Source organism: Lacicoccus qingdaonensis (assembly GCF_900101075.1).
GTDB classification, from domain to species: domain Bacteria; phylum Bacillota; class Bacilli; order Staphylococcales; family Salinicoccaceae; genus Lacicoccus; species Lacicoccus qingdaonensis.
This window is the reverse complement of the sequence record NZ_FNFY01000005.1, coordinates 1-19,714: the sequence shown is the minus strand read 5'-3', so window position 1 is coordinate 19,714 and position 19,714 is coordinate 1. Positions and strand designations below refer to the sequence as shown.

Annotated in this window: 21 protein-coding genes, 1 pseudogene and 1 riboswitch; of the genes and pseudogenes, 7 read left to right on the top strand and 15 right to left on the bottom strand. The window is 44.0% G+C overall.

What is annotated here, in order from left to right; translation table 11 throughout:
• Positions 1 to 262: 262 nt before the first annotated feature.
• The 9 genes from gltX to BLR15_RS04370 form a co-directional block, all read right to left on the bottom strand.
• Positions 263 to 1,714 carry a glutamate--tRNA ligase gene (gene gltX, locus BLR15_RS04410; protein ID WP_092985080.1) on the bottom strand — a complete coding sequence of 484 codons (1,452 nt, stop codon included), beginning with the start codon at positions 1,712 to 1,714 and terminating at the stop codon, positions 263 to 265.
• Positions 1,707 to 2,198: a 2-C-methyl-D-erythritol 2,4-cyclodiphosphate synthase gene (ispF, locus tag BLR15_RS04405; protein WP_092985078.1), complete on the bottom strand. Its 492-nt coding sequence runs from the start codon at positions 2,196 to 2,198 to the stop codon at positions 1,707 to 1,709. Before ispF ends, gltX begins: the two co-directional genes overlap by 8 nt.
• Positions 2,195 to 2,878, bottom strand: a complete 684-nt coding sequence (ispD, locus tag BLR15_RS04400; RefSeq protein ID WP_092985076.1) for a 2-C-methyl-D-erythritol 4-phosphate cytidylyltransferase — start codon at positions 2,876 to 2,878, stop codon at positions 2,195 to 2,197. Before ispD ends, ispF begins: the two co-directional genes overlap by 4 nt.
• Positions 2,879 to 2,880: 2 nt before the next feature.
• On the bottom strand, positions 2,881 to 3,930 hold the full coding sequence (locus tag BLR15_RS04395; protein WP_092985074.1) for a PIN/TRAM domain-containing protein: 1,050 nt from the start codon (positions 3,928 to 3,930) through the stop codon (positions 2,881 to 2,883).
• Between the two features lie 33 nt (positions 3,931 to 3,963).
• Positions 3,964 to 5,334 (bottom strand): DNA repair protein RadA, encoded by a 1,371-nt coding sequence (gene radA / locus BLR15_RS04390; RefSeq protein ID WP_092985072.1) that lies wholly within the window; start codon positions 5,332 to 5,334, stop codon positions 3,964 to 3,966.
• A 131-nt stretch (positions 5,335 to 5,465) separates the two neighbouring features.
• Positions 5,466 to 7,913, bottom strand: a complete 2,448-nt coding sequence (locus BLR15_RS04385; RefSeq protein WP_092985070.1) for an ATP-dependent Clp protease ATP-binding subunit — start codon at positions 7,911 to 7,913, stop codon at positions 5,466 to 5,468.
• Positions 7,914 to 8,936, bottom strand: coding sequence for a protein arginine kinase (locus BLR15_RS04380; RefSeq protein ID WP_331465668.1), 1,023 nt, complete (start codon positions 8,934 to 8,936; stop codon positions 7,914 to 7,916).
• A complete protein-coding gene (locus tag BLR15_RS04375) occupies positions 8,923 to 9,444 on the bottom strand; it encodes a UvrB/UvrC motif-containing protein (protein WP_092985066.1) in 522 nt (173 codons plus the stop codon). The genes BLR15_RS04380 and BLR15_RS04375 overlap by 14 nt, the downstream gene beginning before the upstream one ends.
• A 4-nt stretch (positions 9,445 to 9,448) precedes the next feature.
• Complete coding sequence (locus BLR15_RS04370; protein ID WP_092985064.1) at positions 9,449 to 9,916, bottom strand: CtsR family transcriptional regulator; 468 nt, start codon at positions 9,914 to 9,916, stop codon at positions 9,449 to 9,451.
• A 215-nt stretch (positions 9,917 to 10,131) separates the two neighbouring features.
• On the opposite strand from BLR15_RS04370, the gene BLR15_RS04365 reads away from it, so the two are divergent.
• On the top strand, positions 10,132 to 11,388 hold the full coding sequence (locus BLR15_RS04365; RefSeq protein WP_092985062.1) for a NupC/NupG family nucleoside CNT transporter: 1,257 nt from the start codon (positions 10,132 to 10,134) through the stop codon (positions 11,386 to 11,388).
• 70 nt (positions 11,389 to 11,458) lie between these two features.
• On the opposite strand, the gene BLR15_RS04360 is transcribed toward BLR15_RS04365, so the two are convergent.
• A complete protein-coding gene (locus BLR15_RS04360; RefSeq protein ID WP_092985060.1) occupies positions 11,459 to 11,647 on the bottom strand; it encodes a hypothetical protein in 189 nt (62 codons plus the stop codon).
• Positions 11,648 to 11,786: 139 nt separating this feature from the next.
• Positions 11,787 to 11,882: riboswitch (guanidine-I (ykkC/yxkD leader) on the top strand.
• Between the two features lie 50 nt (positions 11,883 to 11,932).
• Here BLR15_RS04360 and BLR15_RS04355 point away from each other — a divergent pair.
• Together BLR15_RS04355 and BLR15_RS04350 are read left to right on the top strand one after the other, a co-directional pair.
• A complete protein-coding gene (locus BLR15_RS04355; protein WP_092985058.1) occupies positions 11,933 to 12,268 on the top strand; it encodes a DMT family transporter in 336 nt (111 codons plus the stop codon).
• Positions 12,268 to 12,582 (top strand): DMT family transporter, encoded by a 315-nt coding sequence (locus BLR15_RS04350; protein WP_092985056.1) that lies wholly within the window; start codon positions 12,268 to 12,270, stop codon positions 12,580 to 12,582. Before BLR15_RS04355 ends, BLR15_RS04350 begins: the two co-directional genes overlap by 1 nt.
• A gap of 79 nt (positions 12,583 to 12,661) precedes the next feature.
• Here the strand turns inward: BLR15_RS04350 and BLR15_RS04345 are convergent, their stop codons facing one another.
• The 4 genes from BLR15_RS04345 to BLR15_RS04330 form a co-directional block, all read right to left on the bottom strand.
• The gene (locus tag BLR15_RS04345) at positions 12,662 to 13,666 is read right to left on the bottom strand and encodes an NADP-dependent oxidoreductase (RefSeq protein WP_092985053.1); all 1,005 of its coding nucleotides are present in this window, start codon (positions 13,664 to 13,666) and stop codon (positions 12,662 to 12,664) included.
• 56 nt (positions 13,667 to 13,722) lie between these two features.
• Positions 13,723 to 14,694 (bottom strand): nuclease-related domain-containing protein, encoded by a 972-nt coding sequence (locus BLR15_RS04340; protein ID WP_092985051.1) that lies wholly within the window; start codon positions 14,692 to 14,694, stop codon positions 13,723 to 13,725.
• Positions 14,695 to 15,065: 371 nt separating this feature from the next.
• A complete protein-coding gene (locus tag BLR15_RS04335; RefSeq protein WP_092985049.1) occupies positions 15,066 to 15,542 on the bottom strand; it encodes an SRPBCC domain-containing protein in 477 nt (158 codons plus the stop codon).
• Between the two features lie 100 nt (positions 15,543 to 15,642).
• Complete coding sequence (locus BLR15_RS04330) at positions 15,643 to 16,635, bottom strand: MsnO8 family LLM class oxidoreductase (protein ID WP_092985047.1); 993 nt, start codon at positions 16,633 to 16,635, stop codon at positions 15,643 to 15,645.
• Positions 16,636 to 16,792: 157 nt separating this feature from the next.
• Between BLR15_RS04330 and BLR15_RS04325 the strand changes: the two genes are divergently transcribed.
• The 4 genes from BLR15_RS04325 to BLR15_RS04310 all read left to right on the top strand — a co-directional run bounded on the left by BLR15_RS04325 (position 16,793) and on the right by BLR15_RS04310 (position 19,365).
• Positions 16,793 to 17,395 (top strand): hypothetical protein, encoded by a 603-nt coding sequence (locus tag BLR15_RS04325; RefSeq protein WP_092985045.1) that lies wholly within the window; start codon positions 16,793 to 16,795, stop codon positions 17,393 to 17,395.
• Between the two features lie 126 nt (positions 17,396 to 17,521).
• The gene (locus BLR15_RS04320) at positions 17,522 to 17,716 is read left to right on the top strand and encodes a hypothetical protein (protein WP_176754058.1); all 195 of its coding nucleotides are present in this window, start codon (positions 17,522 to 17,524) and stop codon (positions 17,714 to 17,716) included.
• Positions 17,717 to 17,824: 108 nt separating this feature from the next.
• The gene (locus tag BLR15_RS04315; RefSeq protein WP_176754057.1) at positions 17,825 to 18,430 is read left to right on the top strand and encodes a CDP-alcohol phosphatidyltransferase family protein; all 606 of its coding nucleotides are present in this window, start codon (positions 17,825 to 17,827) and stop codon (positions 18,428 to 18,430) included.
• Positions 18,427 to 19,365 (top strand): phosphatidate cytidylyltransferase, encoded by a 939-nt coding sequence (locus tag BLR15_RS04310; RefSeq protein WP_092985041.1) that lies wholly within the window; start codon positions 18,427 to 18,429, stop codon positions 19,363 to 19,365. Before BLR15_RS04315 ends, BLR15_RS04310 begins: the two co-directional genes overlap by 4 nt.
• Positions 19,366 to 19,518: 153 nt before the next feature.
• Here BLR15_RS04310 and BLR15_RS04305 read toward each other — a convergent pair.
• A pseudogene (locus BLR15_RS04305) lies at positions 19,519 to 19,714 on the bottom strand (IS110 family transposase); the annotation flags it as partial.

The following is a 19,714-nucleotide window of genomic DNA, read 5'->3' as shown; positions in this document are numbered from 1 at the left end:
TGATCCTCCTCTCAAAATAAAAAATGCCTCTGTCCAGTTTTTGGACAGAGGCGCATTTGCACGGTTCCACTCTGCTTACAAAGTAAATTTGCACTTAAAATATACAATTGGTCACAGAGTGCATTTCTGATTATATTATGGTTGCCTTCCCACCCGCCAGACAATCTCTGTTTTCCATAATAGACCATACTTCATTTCTCTGTTACTGATTATGATAATCGATAATAAACCCGACTTCAACAAGATAGACTCAGGAAGCCGTTTATTTTAATTTGGAAATTCTGTTCAGCACTTTTTCCTTGCCGATCAGGGAAATTGAGTCCGGCAGTTCAGGCCCCTGCGTCTGTCCTGTAACGGCAACACGGATCGGCATGAACAGCTGTTTTCCTTTATACCCAGTTGCTTTCTGTACATTTTTAATTGATTTCTTGATTGTATCAGGGTCAAAGTCGATCAAATCTTCAAATTCATCATACAGGGCAGTCATCAGTTCAGGTATATGCTCCTGATTGATCACTTCTGTCGCCGCTTCACCGAATTCGATATCATCTTTGAAAAACTGTTCTGATAGAGTTGTAATCTCTCCGGCAAAACTCATCTGCGGCTGATAGAGTGCGACTAGCTTTCTTGCCCATTCGATTTCTTCCGCCCCTGAATCTTCATTGACCAGACCTTCTTTGATCAGAAATGGAAGTGCCATGTCGAATACTGTTTCTTCATCCTTTTCTTTCATATACTGGTTGTTGATCCACGTCAGTTTCTGCTTGTCGAAGAAAGCAGGTGCCTTGGATAATCTCTTCTCATCAAATAATTTTATGAATTCATCTTTGCTGAAGATCTCTTCTTCACCTTCCGGCGTCCATCCGAGTAAAGCGATGAAGTTGAAGAGTGCTTCCGGCAGATATCCGAGTTCCTTGTACTGTTCGATAAACTGGATGATTGAGCCGTCACGCTTGGATAATTTCTTTTTATTTTCATTGACGATCAAAGTCATATGGCCGAACTTTGGCGGTTCAAGTCCCAAAGCTTCATAGACCATCATTTGTTTCGGTGTGTTTGAAATGTGGTCGTCGCCGCGCAGAACATGTGAGATTTTCATTTCGTGATCATCGATTGTGACAGCAAAGTTATAAGTCGGGATGCCGTCTTTCTTCACGATGACCCAGTCACCGAAACCTTTTGAATCGAATGACACTTCACCTTTGACGATATCATCGAATTTGTAGACTTTATCCTGAGGCACGCGGATACGTATTGCCGGTTCCCGTCCTTCAGCAATAAGCGCATCTTCCTCTTCTTTTGTCAGGTTGGCATGGCGGCCGCCGTATCTCGGCATTTCACCTCGTGCAATCTGTTCCTCACGCTCTTTTTCCAGTTCTTCGCTTGTCATATAACAACGGTAGGCAAGATCCTCATCCAGCAGCTTTTGGATATAAGGCTCATAGATGGACCCGCGTTCAGATTGACGGTAGGGCCCGTAGCCGCCGTCCACATCAATACTTTCGTCCCAGTCGATGCCGAGCCACTTCAAGTTTTTCAGCTGCGACTCTTCACCTGTTTCAACGTGTCGTGATTTATCGGTATCTTCTATCCTGATGATGAAGTCCCCGCCGTAGTGACGCGCAAATAAATAGTTGAATAACGCTGAACGTGCGTTACCTATATGCAAAAACCCGGTCGGGCTCGGTGCATATCTGACTCTTACTTTATCCATTATGATTCCTCCATTTTGTGAGCAGGACCACTGCTTCAGAAGTGATGCCTTCTTTTCTGCCTACAAAACCCAGTTTTTCTGTTGTAGTCGCTTTAATATTAACATTAGAGACGGATGTCTTCAAAATTGAAGCGACACTTTCCCGCATATCATCTATATGGGGTCTGAATTTAGGCGCCTGGGCCATGATAACAGCATCGATGTTGCCGATCTCGTAATTTTCATCATGCATTTTCTCCACGACTTCAGCCAGCAGTACTTTTGAATCCATATCTTTATACTTATCGTCTGTGTCTGGGAAAAACTTGCCGATATCACCAAGTGCGAGCGCACCCAGTATGGCGTCCGCCACCGTATGCAGCAGTACATCGGCGTCGGAATGGCCGGCGAGGCCCCTGTCATGGGGTATGTTCAGTCCGCCTATGATCAGCGGCCTGTCGTCGGCAAATGCATGAACATCAAATCCATGTCCGATTCTTATCATTTGTCTTCACCTTCTCTGTTGATGATTGATTCCGCAATCACCAGATCTTCACGGGTAGTGATTTTAATATTGTTATAGGATGACTCCACAATGTGCACATTCTCCCCGAGAGCTTCCACCATGCTTGAATCATCAGTCACCGAAAGTGTATTTATACGGGCATTTTCATGCGCATGCATGATCAGCTCATAATCAAAAGCCTGCGGTGTATGGGTGATGAACAGTTCTTCCCTCGGCAAAGTTTCCACAACACGTGTACCACTCACCTTCTTGACCGTATCTTTCACTTTGACTCCGCAGATGACTGCCTTGTGCATTTTGACATTGTCATATATATCATCCAGCAGTTCCTTAGTGATGAACGGTCTCGCGCCGTCATGGATGAAAACATGATCACATTGCGGAATTTTCTGCAAAACATTGTAGATGCTGTCCTGGCGTTCTTTTCCGCCGATGAAAACACCGTGCACTTTATCATACCCGGATAATTTTTTTCTCAGCATCTCTGCCTCATCTTCTCTTATTGCCAAATAAATGCCTTCACAATTCACATCATTCTGGAATTTTTCGACAGTCCGTTCAATGATCGACTTTTTATTCAGCTCAATAAATACTTTGTTTTTGTTATAACCCATGCGCCTGCCTAAGCCTGCTGCGGGAATGATTGCGATATAAGCCATAATTAACTCTCTTTCTTAGTAAAGATAATGCGTCCTGAATTGGTCTGCAGCACACTTGTCACTTCTACGCTGACAGTCTGATTCACCAGTTTTCTGCCATCTTCGATAACAACCATTGTACCATCATCGAGATAGCCGACACCCTGGTCTTCCTCTTTGCCGTGTTTGGTCACCATGATGTCCAGTGTGTCTCCCTGCTTGATGATCAGCTTGATCGCATCCGACAGTTCATTGACATTTAAAACTTTAATATTATGGACCTGGCATACACGGTTCAGATTGTAATCGGTTGTAATCAGTGCGGCATTTTCTTCTTTTGCCAGCTGGACCAGCTGGTGGTCAACATCCAGCTTATCGTAACTGACCGGCTGGACGTTGACATTCTCGGAACTCTCCTGCAAATCATGCAGCATCTCCAAACCTCTCTGTCCGCGGTCTCTTTTCATGGAGTCCGTCGAATCTGCAATCAGCTGCAATTCGTCCAGTACGAACTGTGGGACGGCCAGTTCTCCTTCTATAAAACCTGTTTTTACAACATCGACGATGCGCCCGTCTATGATCGCACTCGTATCAAGCAGCTTTTTTTGCCCGCGGGGCCCTTCATTTTGTTCTTTGTCATTTTGCTTCGGCAGCAGTTCCAGCACTTCGTTATGTTTTTTCATGCCAATCTGGAAGCCCAGGTAGCCTAAAATAATTGCCAGTGCAAAGGATACGACTTCGCTCACGATCGGTATATTCAATGTATTTAATAATAATGATATTAAGACAGCAACCACAAGTCCGATGACCATACCCAATGTGGCAAATATTATTTCAGGCAGATTCCTGTTTAAAATGATGCCTTCACCCTTGCGGATCAACTGCTCGACTTTATCAATGGACCAGTAGAATATGGTTAAAAAAAGCAGTCCGCCGACCAGCGCATGAATAAGTGCGTTATTCAGTATTGCAGGCAGATTGACAGGCAGTACGGAGATCAGATCCGGAAACAGCCATACACCGAGTGATACACCACATAAAAAGTATAAAATATACAATAAGTATCTCAACATAACTTTCACCTCCTCATACTGATTTTCATCCCTTTAGTTAAAAGCGTACTTGATCGCCTGCCCAAGGTCGGTCACACCGAGAACCTTCAAACCTTCCGGCAGCTGGATGCCGGACAGGCTGGCTTTTGGAACAATCGCCCGCTTAAATCCAAGCTTGGCAGCTTCCTGCAGACGTGATTCTATTTTGGTTACACGCCTCACCTCGCCTGTTAAGCCCACTTCACCGATAAAGCAGTCATCTCCGCGCACTTCCTTATTCTTAAAGCTTGAAGCAATGCTGATGATGACACTCAAATCCACGGCCGGTTCCTCCAGTTTCACACCGCCTGCTACTTTGATGTAAGCATCGTGCTGCTGCATCAGATAACCGCCGCTCTTTTCCAGAACAGCCATCAATAGTGACAGCCGGTTCTGGTCAATTCCCGTTGCCATACGCCTTGGGTTGTGAAAATGGGTCGGTGTCACAAGCGCCTGCACTTCGACAAGCATCGCCCTGGTACCTTCCATAGTCGCAACAATTGCCGAACCCGGTGTATTTTTAGAGCGTTCTTCCAGGAAGATTTCAGAAGGATTCAACACTTCTTTCAGACCGGTATTCTTCATTTCGAATATGCCCATCTCATTTGTCGATCCAAAACGGTTTTTAACAGCCCTTAAAATACGGAACGTATGGTGCTGGTCACCTTCGAAATAAAGAACGGTGTCCACCATATGTTCAAGAAGACGCGGCCCTGCGATCTGCCCTTCTTTTGTCACATGGCCGACGATGAACGTTGCAATGTTTTCACCTTTGGCGATATTCATCAGACTCTGTGTACATTCCCTTACCTGTGAAACACTGCCCGGCGCACTTGTAATATCCGGATGGAATATCGTCTGGATGGAGTCTATGATCAGAAAATCAGGTTTTGATTTTTTGATTTCATCGTGGATGTAATAGAGGTTCGTTTCGCAATAGACGTTGAGATTTTCACTTGCCTCTTCCAGCCTGTCCGCCCGTAGCTTGATCTGTTCCAGTGATTCCTCTCCGGAAACATATAACACTTCATGCTCTTCTGACAGTGTTAATGCAGTCTGGAGCAGAATCGTCGATTTCCCGATACCCGGGTCGCCGCCGATGAGTATCAGAGAGCCGTTCACAATACCTCCGCCGAGGACACGGTCGAACTCTCCGCTTTTTGTCATTGTTCTTGGTGTAAACGTCTTTTTGACATTATTCAATTTCACCGGCCGATTGCTTTTCTCCGGCTCCTGTTTGCCGAGGGTGCCCCGGCCCTTCGTTTCTTTATGTATCAATTTTTCTTCCATCTGATTCCACGCACCGCAGCTCGGACATTTCCCCATCCACTTGGGTGTTTCATATCCACATGCCATACATTCAAAGACATTTTTAGTTTTCGCCATATTTGACAGCTTCCCCCAGTCTGTTCTCTTTATCATTGTATTACTATTTAGAAAGATTTTAAAGTGTGGAATCTATAAGTGAAATTAAAACAGAACAGCCCAAACCAACATGCGATTTGGGCTTTCTGAAATTATTTTTTGACCGTTTCTTTTTTCTTCGTATCCACTGTGAATTCCTTATTCTTATAATCGACGACGACCACTTTATTTTCAAAGTCTGCACCTGACAGCAGCGCTTCACTTAAAGTATCTTCGATATTCTTCTGAATGCTGCGCGCAAGGGGTCTTGCACCATATTCAGGATCATATCCATCTTCGGTGATTTGCGCTTTTGCTTTGTCAGTGACCTCAATATTGATATTCTGGTCAATCAGTCTCTCCTGCAGCTCTTCAATCATCAGTGAGACGATTTCCGTCAAGTGCTCTTTTTCGAGACTATGGAAGACGATGATGTCATCCACACGGTTGATGAATTCAGGTCTGAAAGTCTCTTTCAACTCTTTCATCATCGTACTCTTGATCGTATCGTAATCCTGTGCATTCGAATCCGATGTCGTACCGAACCCTGCGAACTTACGGTCTCTAAGTTCCTGGGCCCCGACGTTCGAAGTCATGACGATGATTGTGTTTCTGAAATCTACAGTACGCCCGTTGGCGTCCGTCAGACGTCCGTCGTCCAATACCTGCAGCAGCATATTGAAAACATCAGGGTGCGCTTTCTCAATCTCATCGAACAGTATGAGTGAATAAGGTTTTCTGCGGACTTTCTCAGTCAGCTGGCCGCCGTCATCATAACCGACGTAACCCGGAGGTGAACCGACCAGTCTGGAGATGGAATGTTTCTCCATGTACTCACTCATGTCCACACGGATCATCGCATCCTCTTCACCGAACATCGTTTCACTCAGTGAACGGGCAAGTTCAGTCTTACCGACACCTGTCGGTCCAAGGAAGATGAAGCTTCCGATCGGACGCTTCGGATCTTTAAGACCTGCTCTTGCACGTCGGACCGCTTTGGAAATCGATTTAACCGCTTCTTCCTGTCCAATCACTCTGCCATGCAGAATGGATTCCAGGTTCAACAGACGTTCAGACTCACCTTCTGCAATCTTGGAAAGCGGGATGCCTGTAATACCACTGATGACCACTTCTATATCACCCTGCGTCACAGACTGTGATGCCTGGCCCTGTTCTTTCTTCCAATTGTCCTGCTTTTCTTTCAATTGTTTTTCAAGTTTCGACTGCTGGTCTCTATAGTTTGCCGCTGATTCAAACTCCTGGCTTTGGACAGCAGCATTTTTCTCTTTCTTGACCGCTTCAAGCTTGCTTTCCAGATCTTTCAGATCCGGCGGCGAAGTATAGCTGCGCAGTCTGACTTTTGAAGACGCTTCGTCAATCATATCAATCGCCTTGTCCGGCAGGAAACGGTCCTGGATATAGCGGGCACTCATTTTTGCTGCCGAATCCAGCGCTTCATCCGTTATATTGATTCTGTGGTGCGCTTCATACTTATCCCTTAAACCTTTAAGAATCAATACAGTATCCTCGACACTCGGCTCATCCACCTGAACCGGCTGGAAGCGGCGTTCGAGTGCAGCGTCTTTTTCTATATGCTTGCGGTACTCTTCAAGCGTCGTGGCACCGATACACTGCAGCTCACCGCGGGCAAGCGCCGGTTTTAGAATGTTCGAAGCATCGATGGCACCTTCGGCACCGCCTGCGCCGATCAGTGTGTGCAGTTCATCTATGAATAAAACCACATTACCTGCTTTATGGATTTCCTCCATCACTTTTTTCATACGCTCTTCGAATTCACCGCGATATTTCGTACCTGCGACAACCGTACCCATATCCAGTGACATGACACGTTTATCCTTTAAAGTTTCAGGGACTTCATTTTTCACGATTGACTGTGCAAGCCCTTCGGCAATCGCCGTTTTACCAACACCCGGTTCACCGATCAGCACCGGATTATTTTTTGTACGGCGGGATAATACTTCAATCACTCGCGTGATTTCCTTTGAACGGCCGATGACCGGATCCAATTGGTCTTCACGGGCAATTTCAGTCAGATCTCTTGCGAGTGAATCCAATGTCGGAGTATTATTATCTTTCTTTTGAGGATCTTTGCCCTGAAGCGTTTCAGGGTTGCCCAGCATTTTGATGACTGAAGCACGGGCTTTTGTAATATTGAGATCCAGGTTGGCGAGGACACGCGCAGCGACACCTTCGCTTTCACGGATCAGTCCGAGCAGCAGATGCTCAGTTCCGACAAAATTGTGATGCAGTTTGCGGGCCTCATCCATGGACAGTTCAATCACTTTTTTGGCACGTGGCGTATATCTTATGGATGCTGTTGCATCGTCACCTTCATTGATCAGGTTGAAGACTTCATCACGGACGTTGTCTTCACTGATATTGAAGCTTGATAACACTTTGGCAGCGATACCTTCTTTTTCTTTTATCAGTCCAAGTAGCAAATGTTCTGTTCCAATATTCGAATGCTTCAGGCTGATTGCCTCTTCCTGTGCATAAGCAAGCACTTTCTGTGCTCTTTCTGTCAACCTTCCAAATAACATTTATATAGTCCCTCCTATGTGTTCGCGTAGTAATGTTGCACGTTCTTCTGCAACTGCCCTCTCTAGTGATACATACTCTTTATCCAGGCTGTTTAAACGCATTTTGATGAATGCGGGTTGAATCAGCTGAACAAGCTCCTGGAATCTGATTGTATTTTCAGGGAGGAAGCCGAGATCCACACCCAGTTTAATATTGCTCAAATGATTGGCAGCCTCTTTCAATGATATCGTATATGCATGCTTAAGTATGCCGTATGAACGAAATATTGAATCTTTGGCTTTTATTAGATGTTCGTTATGCATGATTGAGCGCATCTCTATCTCTTCTTCTATAATCCTTGCTTTAAGTTCGTTCAAGCTTTTGATGATATCCTCTTCGGACTGTCCAAGCGTCAGCTGATTGGACAGCTGATATATATGTCCGAGCGGCACCGAGCCTTCGCCGTATATCCCGCGGAGGGTAAAGCCAAACCGGTTCAGATTGTTGGATACTCTTTGAATCCTGTTTCCGAGCGACAAGGCAGGCAGATGAAGCATGACCGATGCCCTGAGTCCTGTACCTATATTCGTCGGACAGGCTGTCAGAAATCCATACTTATCATCAAACGCGTAATCGAGCCTGCTTTCCAGGCGATCATCGAGTGAAGATGCATTCTCATAAAGTTCATCCAGGGAAAGTTCCGCCCCCATCGCCTGTATCCTGATGTGATCCTCTTCATTGACCATGATCGAAACTGATTCGTCTCCATTGATATAACTCAAACGGCCGCGTTTCGTAAACAGCGGGCTGATGAGATGCTTCTCGACCAGCAGCGCCTTGTCTTCGAATTTCAACTCTTCAAGGTCGATCCGGTTAAAATCATCCAGTGTATCATTCAAAGTCTCAATCACTCCGGACATTTCATCGTCTTCCACCAGGTGGGGAAACGGCAGTTCACGGACGTTTCTGGCGAGACGTATTCTAGATGACATTTCAACAGGTATTTCTTTTGCCTGGCTGACCCACGGACTAATCTTTCCCATTGCCATCACCCGCTTCCAATGATTTGATCTGATCACGCACTACTGCCGCTTCTTCAAACGCCTGCTCTTCAACGAGTCCGGAAAGTTCCGCACGCAGCTGCTCGATTTCCTTTTTGACTTTGATGTAAGCTGAAGATTTCTGAGGAATCTTACCGTTGTGCTCAGTTTGAAACAGCTGTACTTTAGTGATTATCTCATTGCTTTTCTCGCTGAACGTTTCATAACATTCAGCACACCCGAACTTCCCGTTTTTAAGTATCGATTCGACAGTCGAACCGCAGTTTTCACAGTGTTTTTTCTGTTGCTTATGGGAAGTGAACGGCTGCTGCGCCGACAGCGACTGTAAGAGCTGATGAATATTGAACGAATCGTCCTGGAAACTTGAAAATTGACCGGAAAACGACTTATTGGCACAAACTTCACATAAATATCTTTCTGTTTTGTTCAAGCCACTGCCTGTCGTTATATGGACAGTCGCTTCATTCTCCTGGCATGATTCACAAATCATATAATCACTCCTCGGTGTATAAGATGACGTCGATTATGCTAAGTAAGATTTTCGCTCTGAGCTGATCCCTGAAAGGCAGTTCTATCATTAGGCTCTCCCTGTCCAGAGCAGCATTGATGATTTTGCCCTCTTTAAGGGTAATCACGTCATTTTCAAACATTGACTGCACAATATGCTGTGCATTTTGCTGGCTTAACGCGGGACCTATCAGATTTTTCAAATGAGCGAGATATTCTGACTTTGAATGTGTCTCAACTTTAGTGATTCGTATATATCCGCCGCCGCCGCGCTTACTCTCTACCATATAACCATGTTCATTGGTAAACCTTGTTTTGATTACATAGTTCAGCTGGGACGGGACACAGTCAAATTTTTCAGCAATAAAGGCACGCTTGATTTCGACGACTTCGCCGTCGGAAGCTGCGAGTAATTCCTTCAAATATTGTTCGATAATATCTGACATATTACGCATGCTATCACCTCTTTTGACCTTCTTTGACTAAAGTATACATTCTGTCTGGAAATTTGGCAAATTTCTTGTTTAAAAATAAAGTTACCCTTTATTTTTGTAAACGTTTGCATTATAATGATTCAGTATCGCGTTTCAGTCTTATATACTTTATAATGTATTTCTAGAGATGCATATACATAGACACAGCACATAATTTATTTTTTGGAGGATTATTTATGGGTATTTTAATGGGAATAGTCGGTATACTATTCACAATGTTCCTGGCATGGATTGCGAGCAGCAACAAAAAACTTTCATTTAAAAAATGGAAGAATATACTTATATTACTCGCTTTACAGCTATTCTTCGCATTCCTGTTCCTGAACACTACTTGGGGCCAGACATTTATCGGATGGCTGGCAGAGGCATTCAATCATCTTCTCGGTTTTGCCGCTGAAGGCGGACAGTTCGTATTCGGCGATCTGATGTCATTATCTACAGAGTCCGGAGCAGCTGGTGAGCAGGTTTTATATAACAGTGAAGACGGATTGGCGTTCAACGTATTCTTCTTCAACGTATTGATTCCGATCATCTTCATCAGTGCAATAATCGGTATTCTTTCCTACACAAGAGTACTACCTTTGATCATTAAAGGCATCGGTATACTGATGACAAGAATTACAGGCATGCCTTACATCGAATCATACAACGGTGCAGCATCAATGTTCCTCGGTCAGTCCGAAGTTTTCATTTCACTTAAAAACGTTCTGCCGAAAATGACAACGCAGAGAATGTATACACTGGCTGCACAGGCAATGAGTTCCATTTCATTATCAATTGTCGGTGCGTTCTTTACGATGCTTGAACCACAGTTCGTCATCATCGCCATCGTTCTTAATTTTCTTGGTATTTACATCATCGTCCACATCATCAATCCATATGAGGAAGAGATCAATGATACCGGTGTAGAAATTTCAACGAACCCTGAGAAAGGCAAGTCTTTCTTTCAGGTACTTGGTGATTACATCATCGATGGCGGAAAAGTAGTACTTGTTGTTGCCGCAATGCTTATCGGTTTCATTGCCCTGATCGGTCTCCTGAACCAGCTGTTCCTGCTCATACCGGGAAGCAGCCTGACGTTCCAGGATATTCTTGGGTATATCTTCATGCCGATCGCATTCCTCATCGGTATTCCCTGGGATGAGGCACAGACTGCAGGAAGTCTGATGGCAACAAAACTGATTACGAACGAATTTGTTGCGATCGGTGAATTCATGACCATCGCAGATGATCTATCAAGAAAAACACAGGCAATGGTTTCAGTATTCCTGATTTCATTTGCCAACTTCGGCAGTATCGGTATCATTGCCGGTTCCGTCAAAGGACTTCACGGTGAAAGCGGAGATAAAGTGGCAAGATTCGGTCTTAAGCTTGTTTACGGTGCGTCACTTGTAAGCCTGCTTACTGCTACAATCGTCGGCTTCTTCTTCTAATATTTAAGATGGAAAAGAACGCTCAAATCTGAGCGTTCTTTTTTCATCTTAAATCTGCAACATGCCTGCTTCATAGACTGATGACGACGAGCACACCCATTAAAACAATGGTGGTGCCGGCAAAAATAATGAAATATTTTATGTATCGCTGTTTATGTTTCTGAAAATAGCCGCCGTACTGCAGTATTGTCATCATACCGCTGACGAGAAAAAGCGCAATGGAAATCAATAATATTGTATATAGCACTTCTGTAAGCATAATTGGAACTCTCCTAAATTGAATGGTATAACCATTGTACACGAAAGGCGGCCTGACACCATCAGCTGAAGGTGAATTTAGGGAAGTCCTCCTGTTTGATAGTCGGATTTTCATGTGCTAATATATGATTGAATAGAAGAAAAGAGTTTACTAGGGTTCCGCAATCAGTTTGGCCTGGACCGAGAGTAGACCCATGAAGCAATTCATGACACGGAAGGATAAAAGCCTGGGAGATTTTAAAATCTCCCGGGTTTTTTTATTTTACCTTTGAAAGGATTTGAATTTATGAACTGGATTAAAATTATCATCGCTTCCATTTTTGAAGTCGGCTGGGTTATCGGACTCAATCACGCAGAAAACTGGTGGCAGTGGGGCCTCACCCTGGTTGCCATTTATGTGAGTTTCTATCTGCTGATCATCGCTTCTATGGAACTGCCCGTCGGGACGTCGTACGCGGTGTTCGTCGGATTGGGCGCAACAGGCGTGGCCATCACAGACTTCCTGATTTTCGGGCACCCTTTCACCATATGGAATCTTGTATTTATCGCAGTACTGCTGGCCGGTGTCATCGGCCTTAAAATGGTCACATCGGGCGAACGTGTTGAGGAGGCTGAAAAATAATGGCATGGATATTATTGATTTTTGCAGGTATTTTCGAAATGCTCGGCGTTAACTCCATTAATGTTTATACACATAACAGAACAAAGAAATCCTTAGTCGGAATATTATTCTTTTTCGCTCTCAGTTTCATCTCTCTCACAATTGCTATGAATGAGATTGCAATGAGTACCGCCTATGCCGTCTGGACGGGCATCGGCGCAGCAGGCGGCGCCATTCTCGGTATGCTGTTCTATAATGAACCGAAAAATTTCCCGAGAATATTCTTCATCGCTTTGATCATAGGCAGCGCAGTCGGTCTGAAAGCGATCAGCTGATATGCGTCAGAATACACAAACTGCTCACCCACGGGGAAATACCTCCACAGGTGAGCAGTTTATTTTAATTCACAAATTATTATTCGTCTGCAACCTTCACTATCTGCTTGCCAAAGTTCGAACCGTCAAACAGTTTTCTGAATGCTGAAGGGAGATTTTCAAATCCTTCATCAATCGACACTTCAGTATGAATTTTGCCTTCATTGATCCATTCCGACAGCTGCCGGTCAGCATTCTCAAAATCGTCAGCATAATTGCCGACGATAAATCCCTGCATCAACGTCTGTGTCTTGATCAATGTCGACTGGATTCTCGGCCCAATGTCTTCCGACGGGTTGTTGTAAGCGGAGATTGCCCCGCATACCACTATTCTCGAGAATTTATTCAGATGCTTGAACACTTCATCCGAAACAGGTCCGCCGACATTTTCAAAATAAACATCTACACCTTCAGAAAGTGCGTCCTCCAGCTGTTCACCGAAATCATCCGATTTATAATCGACACTCGCGTCAAACCCGAGTGTTTCCGTTAAATATTTTGTCTTTTCGTCACCACCGGCGATACCGACGACTCTGGCACCTTTAATCTTCGCAATCTGGCCGACAACCGAACCGACTGCGCCGGATGCCGCCGACACGACAACAGTTTCCCCTTTCTCAGGTTTACCGATTTTCAGCAGACCGTGATACGCAGTCTGGCCGGGCATGCCGAGCGTGCTCAAATACAAGTGCAGGGGCAGTTCAGTATTCGAAATTTTAGACAGGTGATCAGCAGGCACTGTGGCATAGCGCTGCCACCCCATTATACCTTTGACATACTTGCCTTCTTCGAATCCCTCAGCATTGGATTTCTCAATTTTTCCGACGACATGTCCACCCATCGGGGCGCCTACTTCAAACGGCTTCGTATATGATTTTCCCGCAGACATGCGGCCTCTCATATAAGGGTCTACAGAAACATAAATGCTTTTTACTGTCACTTCACCTTCTGCCGGTTCCTGGACTTCTGTCTCTTCAAATCTGAATATATCATCGCCGGGAATACCTTCCGGACGCTTGGCCAGGACGATCTGTTCATTTTTCATATTTCCGCCTCCATCTGCATATTGTCCACCCAGTGTAAATCTGACCAGATGTGATATCAAACAATCGGGCTTTTATCCTGCATTACATAAGTTCTGGACCTGCCATGATCAACCGGAGTACAATACGTTCTTAGATTTCTCTGAATTGTCGAATATGAAATTTCTCCGTTTAATATCTTTTGGATGACGGCAGTTGTAATCTGTCCATTATGAAACAACAGTTGAAAATCGCGCACCGCAGTCAACACGTGCAGTTTATTGCTCATTCTGCCGTGGCAATTTCTGCAGATTGTAAAACCCCTGTAACTGTCAAGTTCATATGCATTGCAATGGACGCAATATCTTCCTGTTTTGAGACGGCTGAATTCTGTGCCTGTACGATGGAGAGGCTCGGGAACACTGTATGATTCAATCAATTGCACAACCTCATGGGAATCTCTTCCGGAAGATAAGCGGTTCAAAGACCTCATGTATATTTTAAGTCTGTCTCTTTTTATCACAGATGCATTGCAGAACTCATCATTTGTTGTGAGTATAAAATAAGGATTTGGAAATATCACATTGGAATCCACAGTGACATTCGTATGATTTTCCCTGAATATTTTTATCAGTTTGGAACTCGCTCTTTTAGACTGAATGATGGGATCATCCGATATTTGAATATTTCCAACATGCCATACATTATTTTCATAAGTATACTGCCCGCTGTAATTTTTAATCTCATTGATAACAACTACATCATCACTGACAATCAAACTGTCAATTTGAGTCAAAGATTTATCTGCTTTTATCCAGATATCTCTGAAAATGCTGATTTTATCGTGTCCTGCTTCATCAAAAATCTTGTCATATCGCTTTTCACCTTCGAAACCTTTCTGTAATCTGTTCAGTGTTTTCGACTCCGTCTCTGTCAGCTGTGCTCTGATTGATAAAGCTTCCAGATACTTCAATTCATTTGATTTGCTGCGCTCCGTCAGAAAAATAAAATCATCCCCTTTATTATTTTGGACATAAAAAAATCTCCTCATAATGTATTAGGAGGAAAATGGGGATTTTGATTTATTTTATTTTGCTTTTTATGGGTGATAATACCCGTAAAGGAACTAATTACTCATTTATTTTGATATTATTGTCATCTGTCTCTTTTTCTTACTTTGATCATTAGGTTCGAATGAAATTATACGAATATATAAGTCACTGAGTCAGCCGGGTGACCGATAAAGTATGATTATCAGTCACACGTTATTCCCAGTGACCGGCAGCTCACTTAATTCAGTCACTCAGCACTCCCAGTGACTGACAATCCACTTAATTCAGTCACTCAGCACTCCCAGTGACCGACAATCCACTTAATTCAGTCACTCAGCACCCTCAGTGACTGACAATCCACTTTATTTAACTATAATCCCAACTCTTCCTTTATAGCCGCTTGCTGCTGCTTAAAAGCTTCCTGATCCAGCGCCTCCGGCTCCCCTGTTTCAGAAATCTTCCTGATATTCTGAGCCTGGAAATACCATCCTGTAAAGTCACGCGCGATACCCTCAAATGTGAGTGGCAGTCTTTCTTTGAGCATCAGCACAGTCCTGCCGTCATCAACCTCATCAAGTTCCATCTGGATATCACCGGCGTCCCATGTGAAAATGATCCTCTTCTTATCACTGAACTCCAGCACATCCATGTACTCCCAGTCGTCATCTCCAAGAGTGAAGACCAATTTTTCCGGTCTTGGCTCATCGTCAAAAGAGAGCTCTGGGAACCATTGTCTGATCCCCTCTGCAGTGCTTATATAATAAAATATATTTTCTGCCGTCGCATCGATTTCTATTTCTATCGTCTGATATGCATTATTGTCATCAGTATTATAATCCACCCACATTTTAATGTCCCCTTTCCAATTTTTGAATTTGCATCACCTTTAGTATACCAAATGTTTTCACAATAAAAAAAACAGTGCACTCCAGCACTGTTTTTAATGCTTATAAAAGTTCTTTTGCCAATAATCTGTAAACATTAAGACGTTTCTCCTGTGAATGCGGAATGCTGCAGATCATCGCCTCTTCAAAACCGTACATTTCCTGTTCATCTTTAAGCTGCTCTGCAACTTCTTTTGCAGATCCTACCAGATGCAGCTTACGCCCTTCCCTGATGCTCATCTTATCGAGTTCACTGAGTGGATAATTTTGTGCCTCTTCAGGTGTCATCGTCTGGGCAATGCGCCCCTGTTGCAGCATCAGCCTTGAAATGTCATATGGCAGTGCTTCATATTCAGCTTCCTCTTTAGTTTCAGCGGTCGTCACCATATAGGATACGTTGATTTCAGGTTTTTCCATCAATGCGGACGGTTTGAACCTCTCTTTATATATATCGAGGATTTCTTTCGACAGTTCACCGTTGAAGAATTGTGCAAATGAATAGCCCGCTCCCATTTCTGCTGTCTGGATTGCACTGTTTCCGGTCGAACCAAGCATCCATGCTTCCGGCAGTACAACATTGGCAGGGAACGCAGGTGTCGAGCCGTAAAGCCTGCCTTCCGGCACTTCATCACTGATCAGCTGCATGGTGATTTCAAACTTATCATACATATCATCCATCTTCGGCTGCCTGCCCTGTGCAAGTGCGTACATTGCAAAATGATCGCCGCCCGGAGCCCGGCCGACACCGAAATCAATTCTGCCCGGAGAAAACGCACTGAGGGTTTTAAACACTTCAGCCAGTTTCAGCGGTGAGTAGTGCATCATCATGACGCCGCCTGTACCGATTCTGATATTTTCAGTCTTGGCCGCGAGTCTTGCAGCTGCGACTTCCGGGGCAGAGCTCACATGCGATTTTGTGCCGTGGTGTTCAGCCATCCACATCCGGTGGTATCCCAGTTTATCCACCAATACCGCAAGCTCTTCCGCTTTAACCAGAGCATCCGCAGACTTATTCCCTATCGTCACCGGCGCCTGGTCCAATACGCTCAATTTCATTTAAACCCATCCTTTCGATCGTCATCCAGTTAATTTTCAAATTAGCAATTATGGTATCAGTTGTTTGAGTCCCATTCAATTTTACTGCCTGATTTACTTTGGAAAACAAATACTATATTCTCATAGTATTAAGTTTATAAAATAAAGGGGGCTTGGCATGACAGAATTACAATCTGAAAATAATGGAAACTTAAAGAGTAAAAAAGAATTCTGGATAACTGTCTCACTTTTTCATATATACTTCATATTTTTCTACATGCTGGTGCTCATCATCTTTTCACGGTTCACCGTCAGCTGGCTTTTACTCACTGTTCCATTCCTGATTATCGCCATGGTGCCGCTTGCAAAAAAGGGGATTACAGCACAGAAGGAGAAACCGGCTAAAAATGACATGCTGCCGACCGTGGGCTTTTTAATATTGTTTGCAGCCGCTAAATTGATCATCATCTTTTCATTACATGACTATTTCGAACCTTTTTACATGATTGACCTGGAATCATCCGCAATCAATCTGGTCGTCGTCGGCATTTTCACAGTGGTACTTGCTCTGGCGATATTTTTCCTGTTTACATCGGACTCCTGGATCAACCGCTTCATTTTCATTATTCTCGGCGTCTATTCCCTGGCCAGAATTTTAAGCCCTTTTGGTGTGATGTCTGAGATTACAGATTGGGTTCTGCAGTACCTGACGCTTATTGCACTGCCGATAATTCTGCTGGCAATTTTTATAAAAGCCAAGTCGTCCAGAGATTCCGGATAAAAAACTTCGGAGCTGTTCATGTTTCGTCAAATCTCAGTCATCTGCCATCACTTCTGTCTGATATAATATTCATAAATACAAATTGCGGGCCGGGTGATCATTTTGTCACGTGCACATTTAAATGCATTGATAGTCAAATTCATAACTTTCATTACAGTATTCGCGCTGCTGTATGTAACATCAGCCTATATTTTAACTTTTATCACACCGAATATTAACTGGGCGATGGTACTCCACATACTTAATATCGGCGTGATGTTCATATTGTCCCTGTTTATCAGCAAACATCTCGGCAGATGGATAGTTGGAAAAATTTCATAACAGGCATTATGCCCGGACGAGAACCTTATTTCTCCTCCGGGCATATTTTTATTGTCGTAAAATTTCACATTGTGTAATATGATAATTATATCAGGAGGCGATTTTATCATGATCAGCATTTATGAATTGAAACCTAAATTTCAGCAGCTGTTAAAACCGATTGTGAATTTCCTGCACAAAATAAATATCACACCGAACCAGGTGACAGTTTTCGCATGTCTTCTTTCAATAATGATTGGTGTGCTTTTTTATTTCAATTATGAATCGACCTGGATTTATGTTGTCCTCCCGATTTTCATGTTTGTGCGCATGGCACTGAACGCGATTGACGGCGTACTCGCCAAAGATTTCAACCTGCAGTCGAGGCTCGGCAAATATTTGAATGAATTGACGGACGTCATCAGTGATGCCGCTCTGTTCCTGCCTTTCATACTCGTTGTCAGTCCGCATCCTGTGACCGTGATGATCTTCATACTGTTATCCATCATCAGCGAGATGGCAGGCGTGATGGGAGAAAATATTTCAGGTGTCAGACAGTACAGCGGGCCGATGGGTAAAAGTGACCGCGCATTTTTAATCGGTGCGATATCTGTGCTGCTGATCTTCTGGCATTCACTCACACACTATTTATGGATAGTATTTCTGATCGCCTCGGTTTTAATTGTCATCAATACATATACGAGAGTTAAAAAGGGATTGGAGGAGAAAGCATGAATTTCAATGTACTGACAGATGAAGTGCTCTACGTGCTTATCGGCATCGTAGGAATATTAATCATTTCAACCGCAATCACTTTAGTTTTAAAGAAACAGAAACCCTCCCATACGGTGGATGAGGTCATGCTACGCATCAAATCATGGTGGGTCATGTTTTTTATCTTCACTTTCGCACTCGTAATCCATTCGACCATATCTCTGATATTCATGGGGATACTGTCGTTCCTTGCATTAAAGGAATATTTTTCACTGATACCGTTCAACCGTGCACACCGTCTTGTTATTTTCTGGTCCTATATCGCAATACCAATTCAGTTTTTATTCATATACTTTGAATTTTACGGCATGTTCATCGTCTTCATACCTGTCTACATGTTCCTGCTCATTCCGATTCAGGCACTCATCGTCGGGGAAACGAAGAACTTTCTGCAGTCTGTCGCCTCCGTACAGTGGGGATTGATGCTGATGGTCTTCGGGCTGTCACACCTCGCCTACCTGCTCGTTCTGCCCGGCAAGGAGAACAGCGTGCTCGGTGCAGGACTCGTGTTATTCCTCGTTGTGCTGACACAGGCTAATGATGTCGCCCAGTTTTTATGGGGCAAGACACTCGGCAAAAGAAAAATATTACCCAAAGTGTCGCCGAATAAGACATGGGCCGGCTTTCTCGGCGGAGTGCTGACAACGACAGTACTTGCTGTACTGCTCGCACCGCTGATCACCCCGTTCACTTTGACCGGCAGTATTATTGCGGGGCTCTACATCGGACTGACCGGATTTATCGGTGACGTGAACATTTCTTCCTTGAAACGGGATTTGAACATCAAAGATACTTCTGCAATCATCCCGGGACACGGGGGCATACTGGACCGGGTGGATTCACTGACATACACGGCGCCGCTGTTCTTTCACTTTGCTCGATTCTTTTACTTTTAAGACTTGTGGTGTTAAGTCAAATTGATGTATTCATAACATCAGTAGAGGCGACAACTGAATCACAGATTTAAAGCATACTTAAATAAGCCTAGCGTAATTTCACATTTTTCCTAGGCGTTGGATGAAAGGATTCGAGTCAATATTATGCCCGAATTACACGCTCCTTTCCGGCATGTAGAGTTGGTGGTTGCGTAGTAGGACATCCACCAGACGCACAAGTTTTCTTGCGGTAAGGACGAGGGCTCTTTTGTGTTGATGCTTGGGGACTTCTGCTTTCTTTTTCTGATAGTACGCACGAAACGTCGGAATATTATTGCGGACTGAATTGGCAGCCTCAATCAAGTAATAC

Excerpts from the sequence above, each read along its gene's own strand:
- BLR15_RS04375 (WP_092985066.1), bottom strand. The coding sequence starts at position 9,444 with ATGATTTGTGAATCATGCCAGGAGAATGAAGCGACTGTCCATATAACG.
- BLR15_RS04380 (WP_331465668.1), bottom strand. The coding sequence starts at position 8,936 with ATGGGAAAGATTAGTCCGTGGGTCAGCCAGGCAAAAGAAATACCTGTT.
- BLR15_RS04335 (WP_092985049.1), bottom strand. The coding sequence starts at position 15,542 with ATGTGGGTGGATTATAATACTGATGACAATAATGCATATCAGACGATA.
- BLR15_RS04365 (WP_092985062.1), top strand. The coding sequence starts at position 10,132 with ATGGGTATTTTAATGGGAATAGTCGGTATACTATTCACAATGTTCCTG.
- BLR15_RS04345 (WP_092985053.1), bottom strand. The coding sequence starts at position 13,666 with ATGAAAAATGAACAGATCGTCCTGGCCAAGCGTCCGGAAGGTATTCCC.
- BLR15_RS04350 (WP_092985056.1), top strand. The coding sequence starts at position 12,268 with ATGGCATGGATATTATTGATTTTTGCAGGTATTTTCGAAATGCTCGGC.
- ispD (WP_092985076.1), bottom strand. The coding sequence starts at position 2,878 with ATGGCTTATATCGCAATCATTCCCGCAGCAGGCTTAGGCAGGCGCATG.
- BLR15_RS04325 (WP_092985045.1), top strand. The coding sequence starts at position 16,793 with ATGACAGAATTACAATCTGAAAATAATGGAAACTTAAAGAGTAAAAAA.
- BLR15_RS04395 (WP_092985074.1), bottom strand. The coding sequence starts at position 3,930 with ATGTTGAGATACTTATTGTATATTTTATACTTTTTATGTGGTGTATCA.
- BLR15_RS04330 (WP_092985047.1), bottom strand. The coding sequence starts at position 16,635 with ATGAAATTGAGCGTATTGGACCAGGCGCCGGTGACGATAGGGAATAAG.
- BLR15_RS04315 (WP_176754057.1), top strand. The coding sequence starts at position 17,825 with ATGATCAGCATTTATGAATTGAAACCTAAATTTCAGCAGCTGTTAAAA.
- gltX (WP_092985080.1), bottom strand. The coding sequence starts at position 1,714 with ATGGATAAAGTAAGAGTCAGATATGCACCGAGCCCGACCGGGTTTTTG.
- BLR15_RS04370 (WP_092985064.1), bottom strand. The coding sequence starts at position 9,916 with ATGCGTAATATGTCAGATATTATCGAACAATATTTGAAGGAATTACTC.
- BLR15_RS04340 (WP_092985051.1), bottom strand. The coding sequence starts at position 14,694 with ATGAGGAGATTTTTTTATGTCCAAAATAATAAAGGGGATGATTTTATT.
- BLR15_RS04360 (WP_092985060.1), bottom strand. The coding sequence starts at position 11,647 with ATGCTTACAGAAGTGCTATATACAATATTATTGATTTCCATTGCGCTT.
- BLR15_RS04310 (WP_092985041.1), top strand. The coding sequence starts at position 18,427 with ATGAATTTCAATGTACTGACAGATGAAGTGCTCTACGTGCTTATCGGC.
- BLR15_RS04385 (WP_092985070.1), bottom strand. The coding sequence starts at position 7,913 with ATGTTATTTGGAAGGTTGACAGAAAGAGCACAGAAAGTGCTTGCTTAT.
- ispF (WP_092985078.1), bottom strand. The coding sequence starts at position 2,198 with ATGATAAGAATCGGACATGGATTTGATGTTCATGCATTTGCCGACGAC.
- radA (WP_092985072.1), bottom strand. The coding sequence starts at position 5,334 with ATGGCGAAAACTAAAAATGTCTTTGAATGTATGGCATGTGGATATGAA.
- BLR15_RS04355 (WP_092985058.1), top strand. The coding sequence starts at position 11,933 with ATGAACTGGATTAAAATTATCATCGCTTCCATTTTTGAAGTCGGCTGG.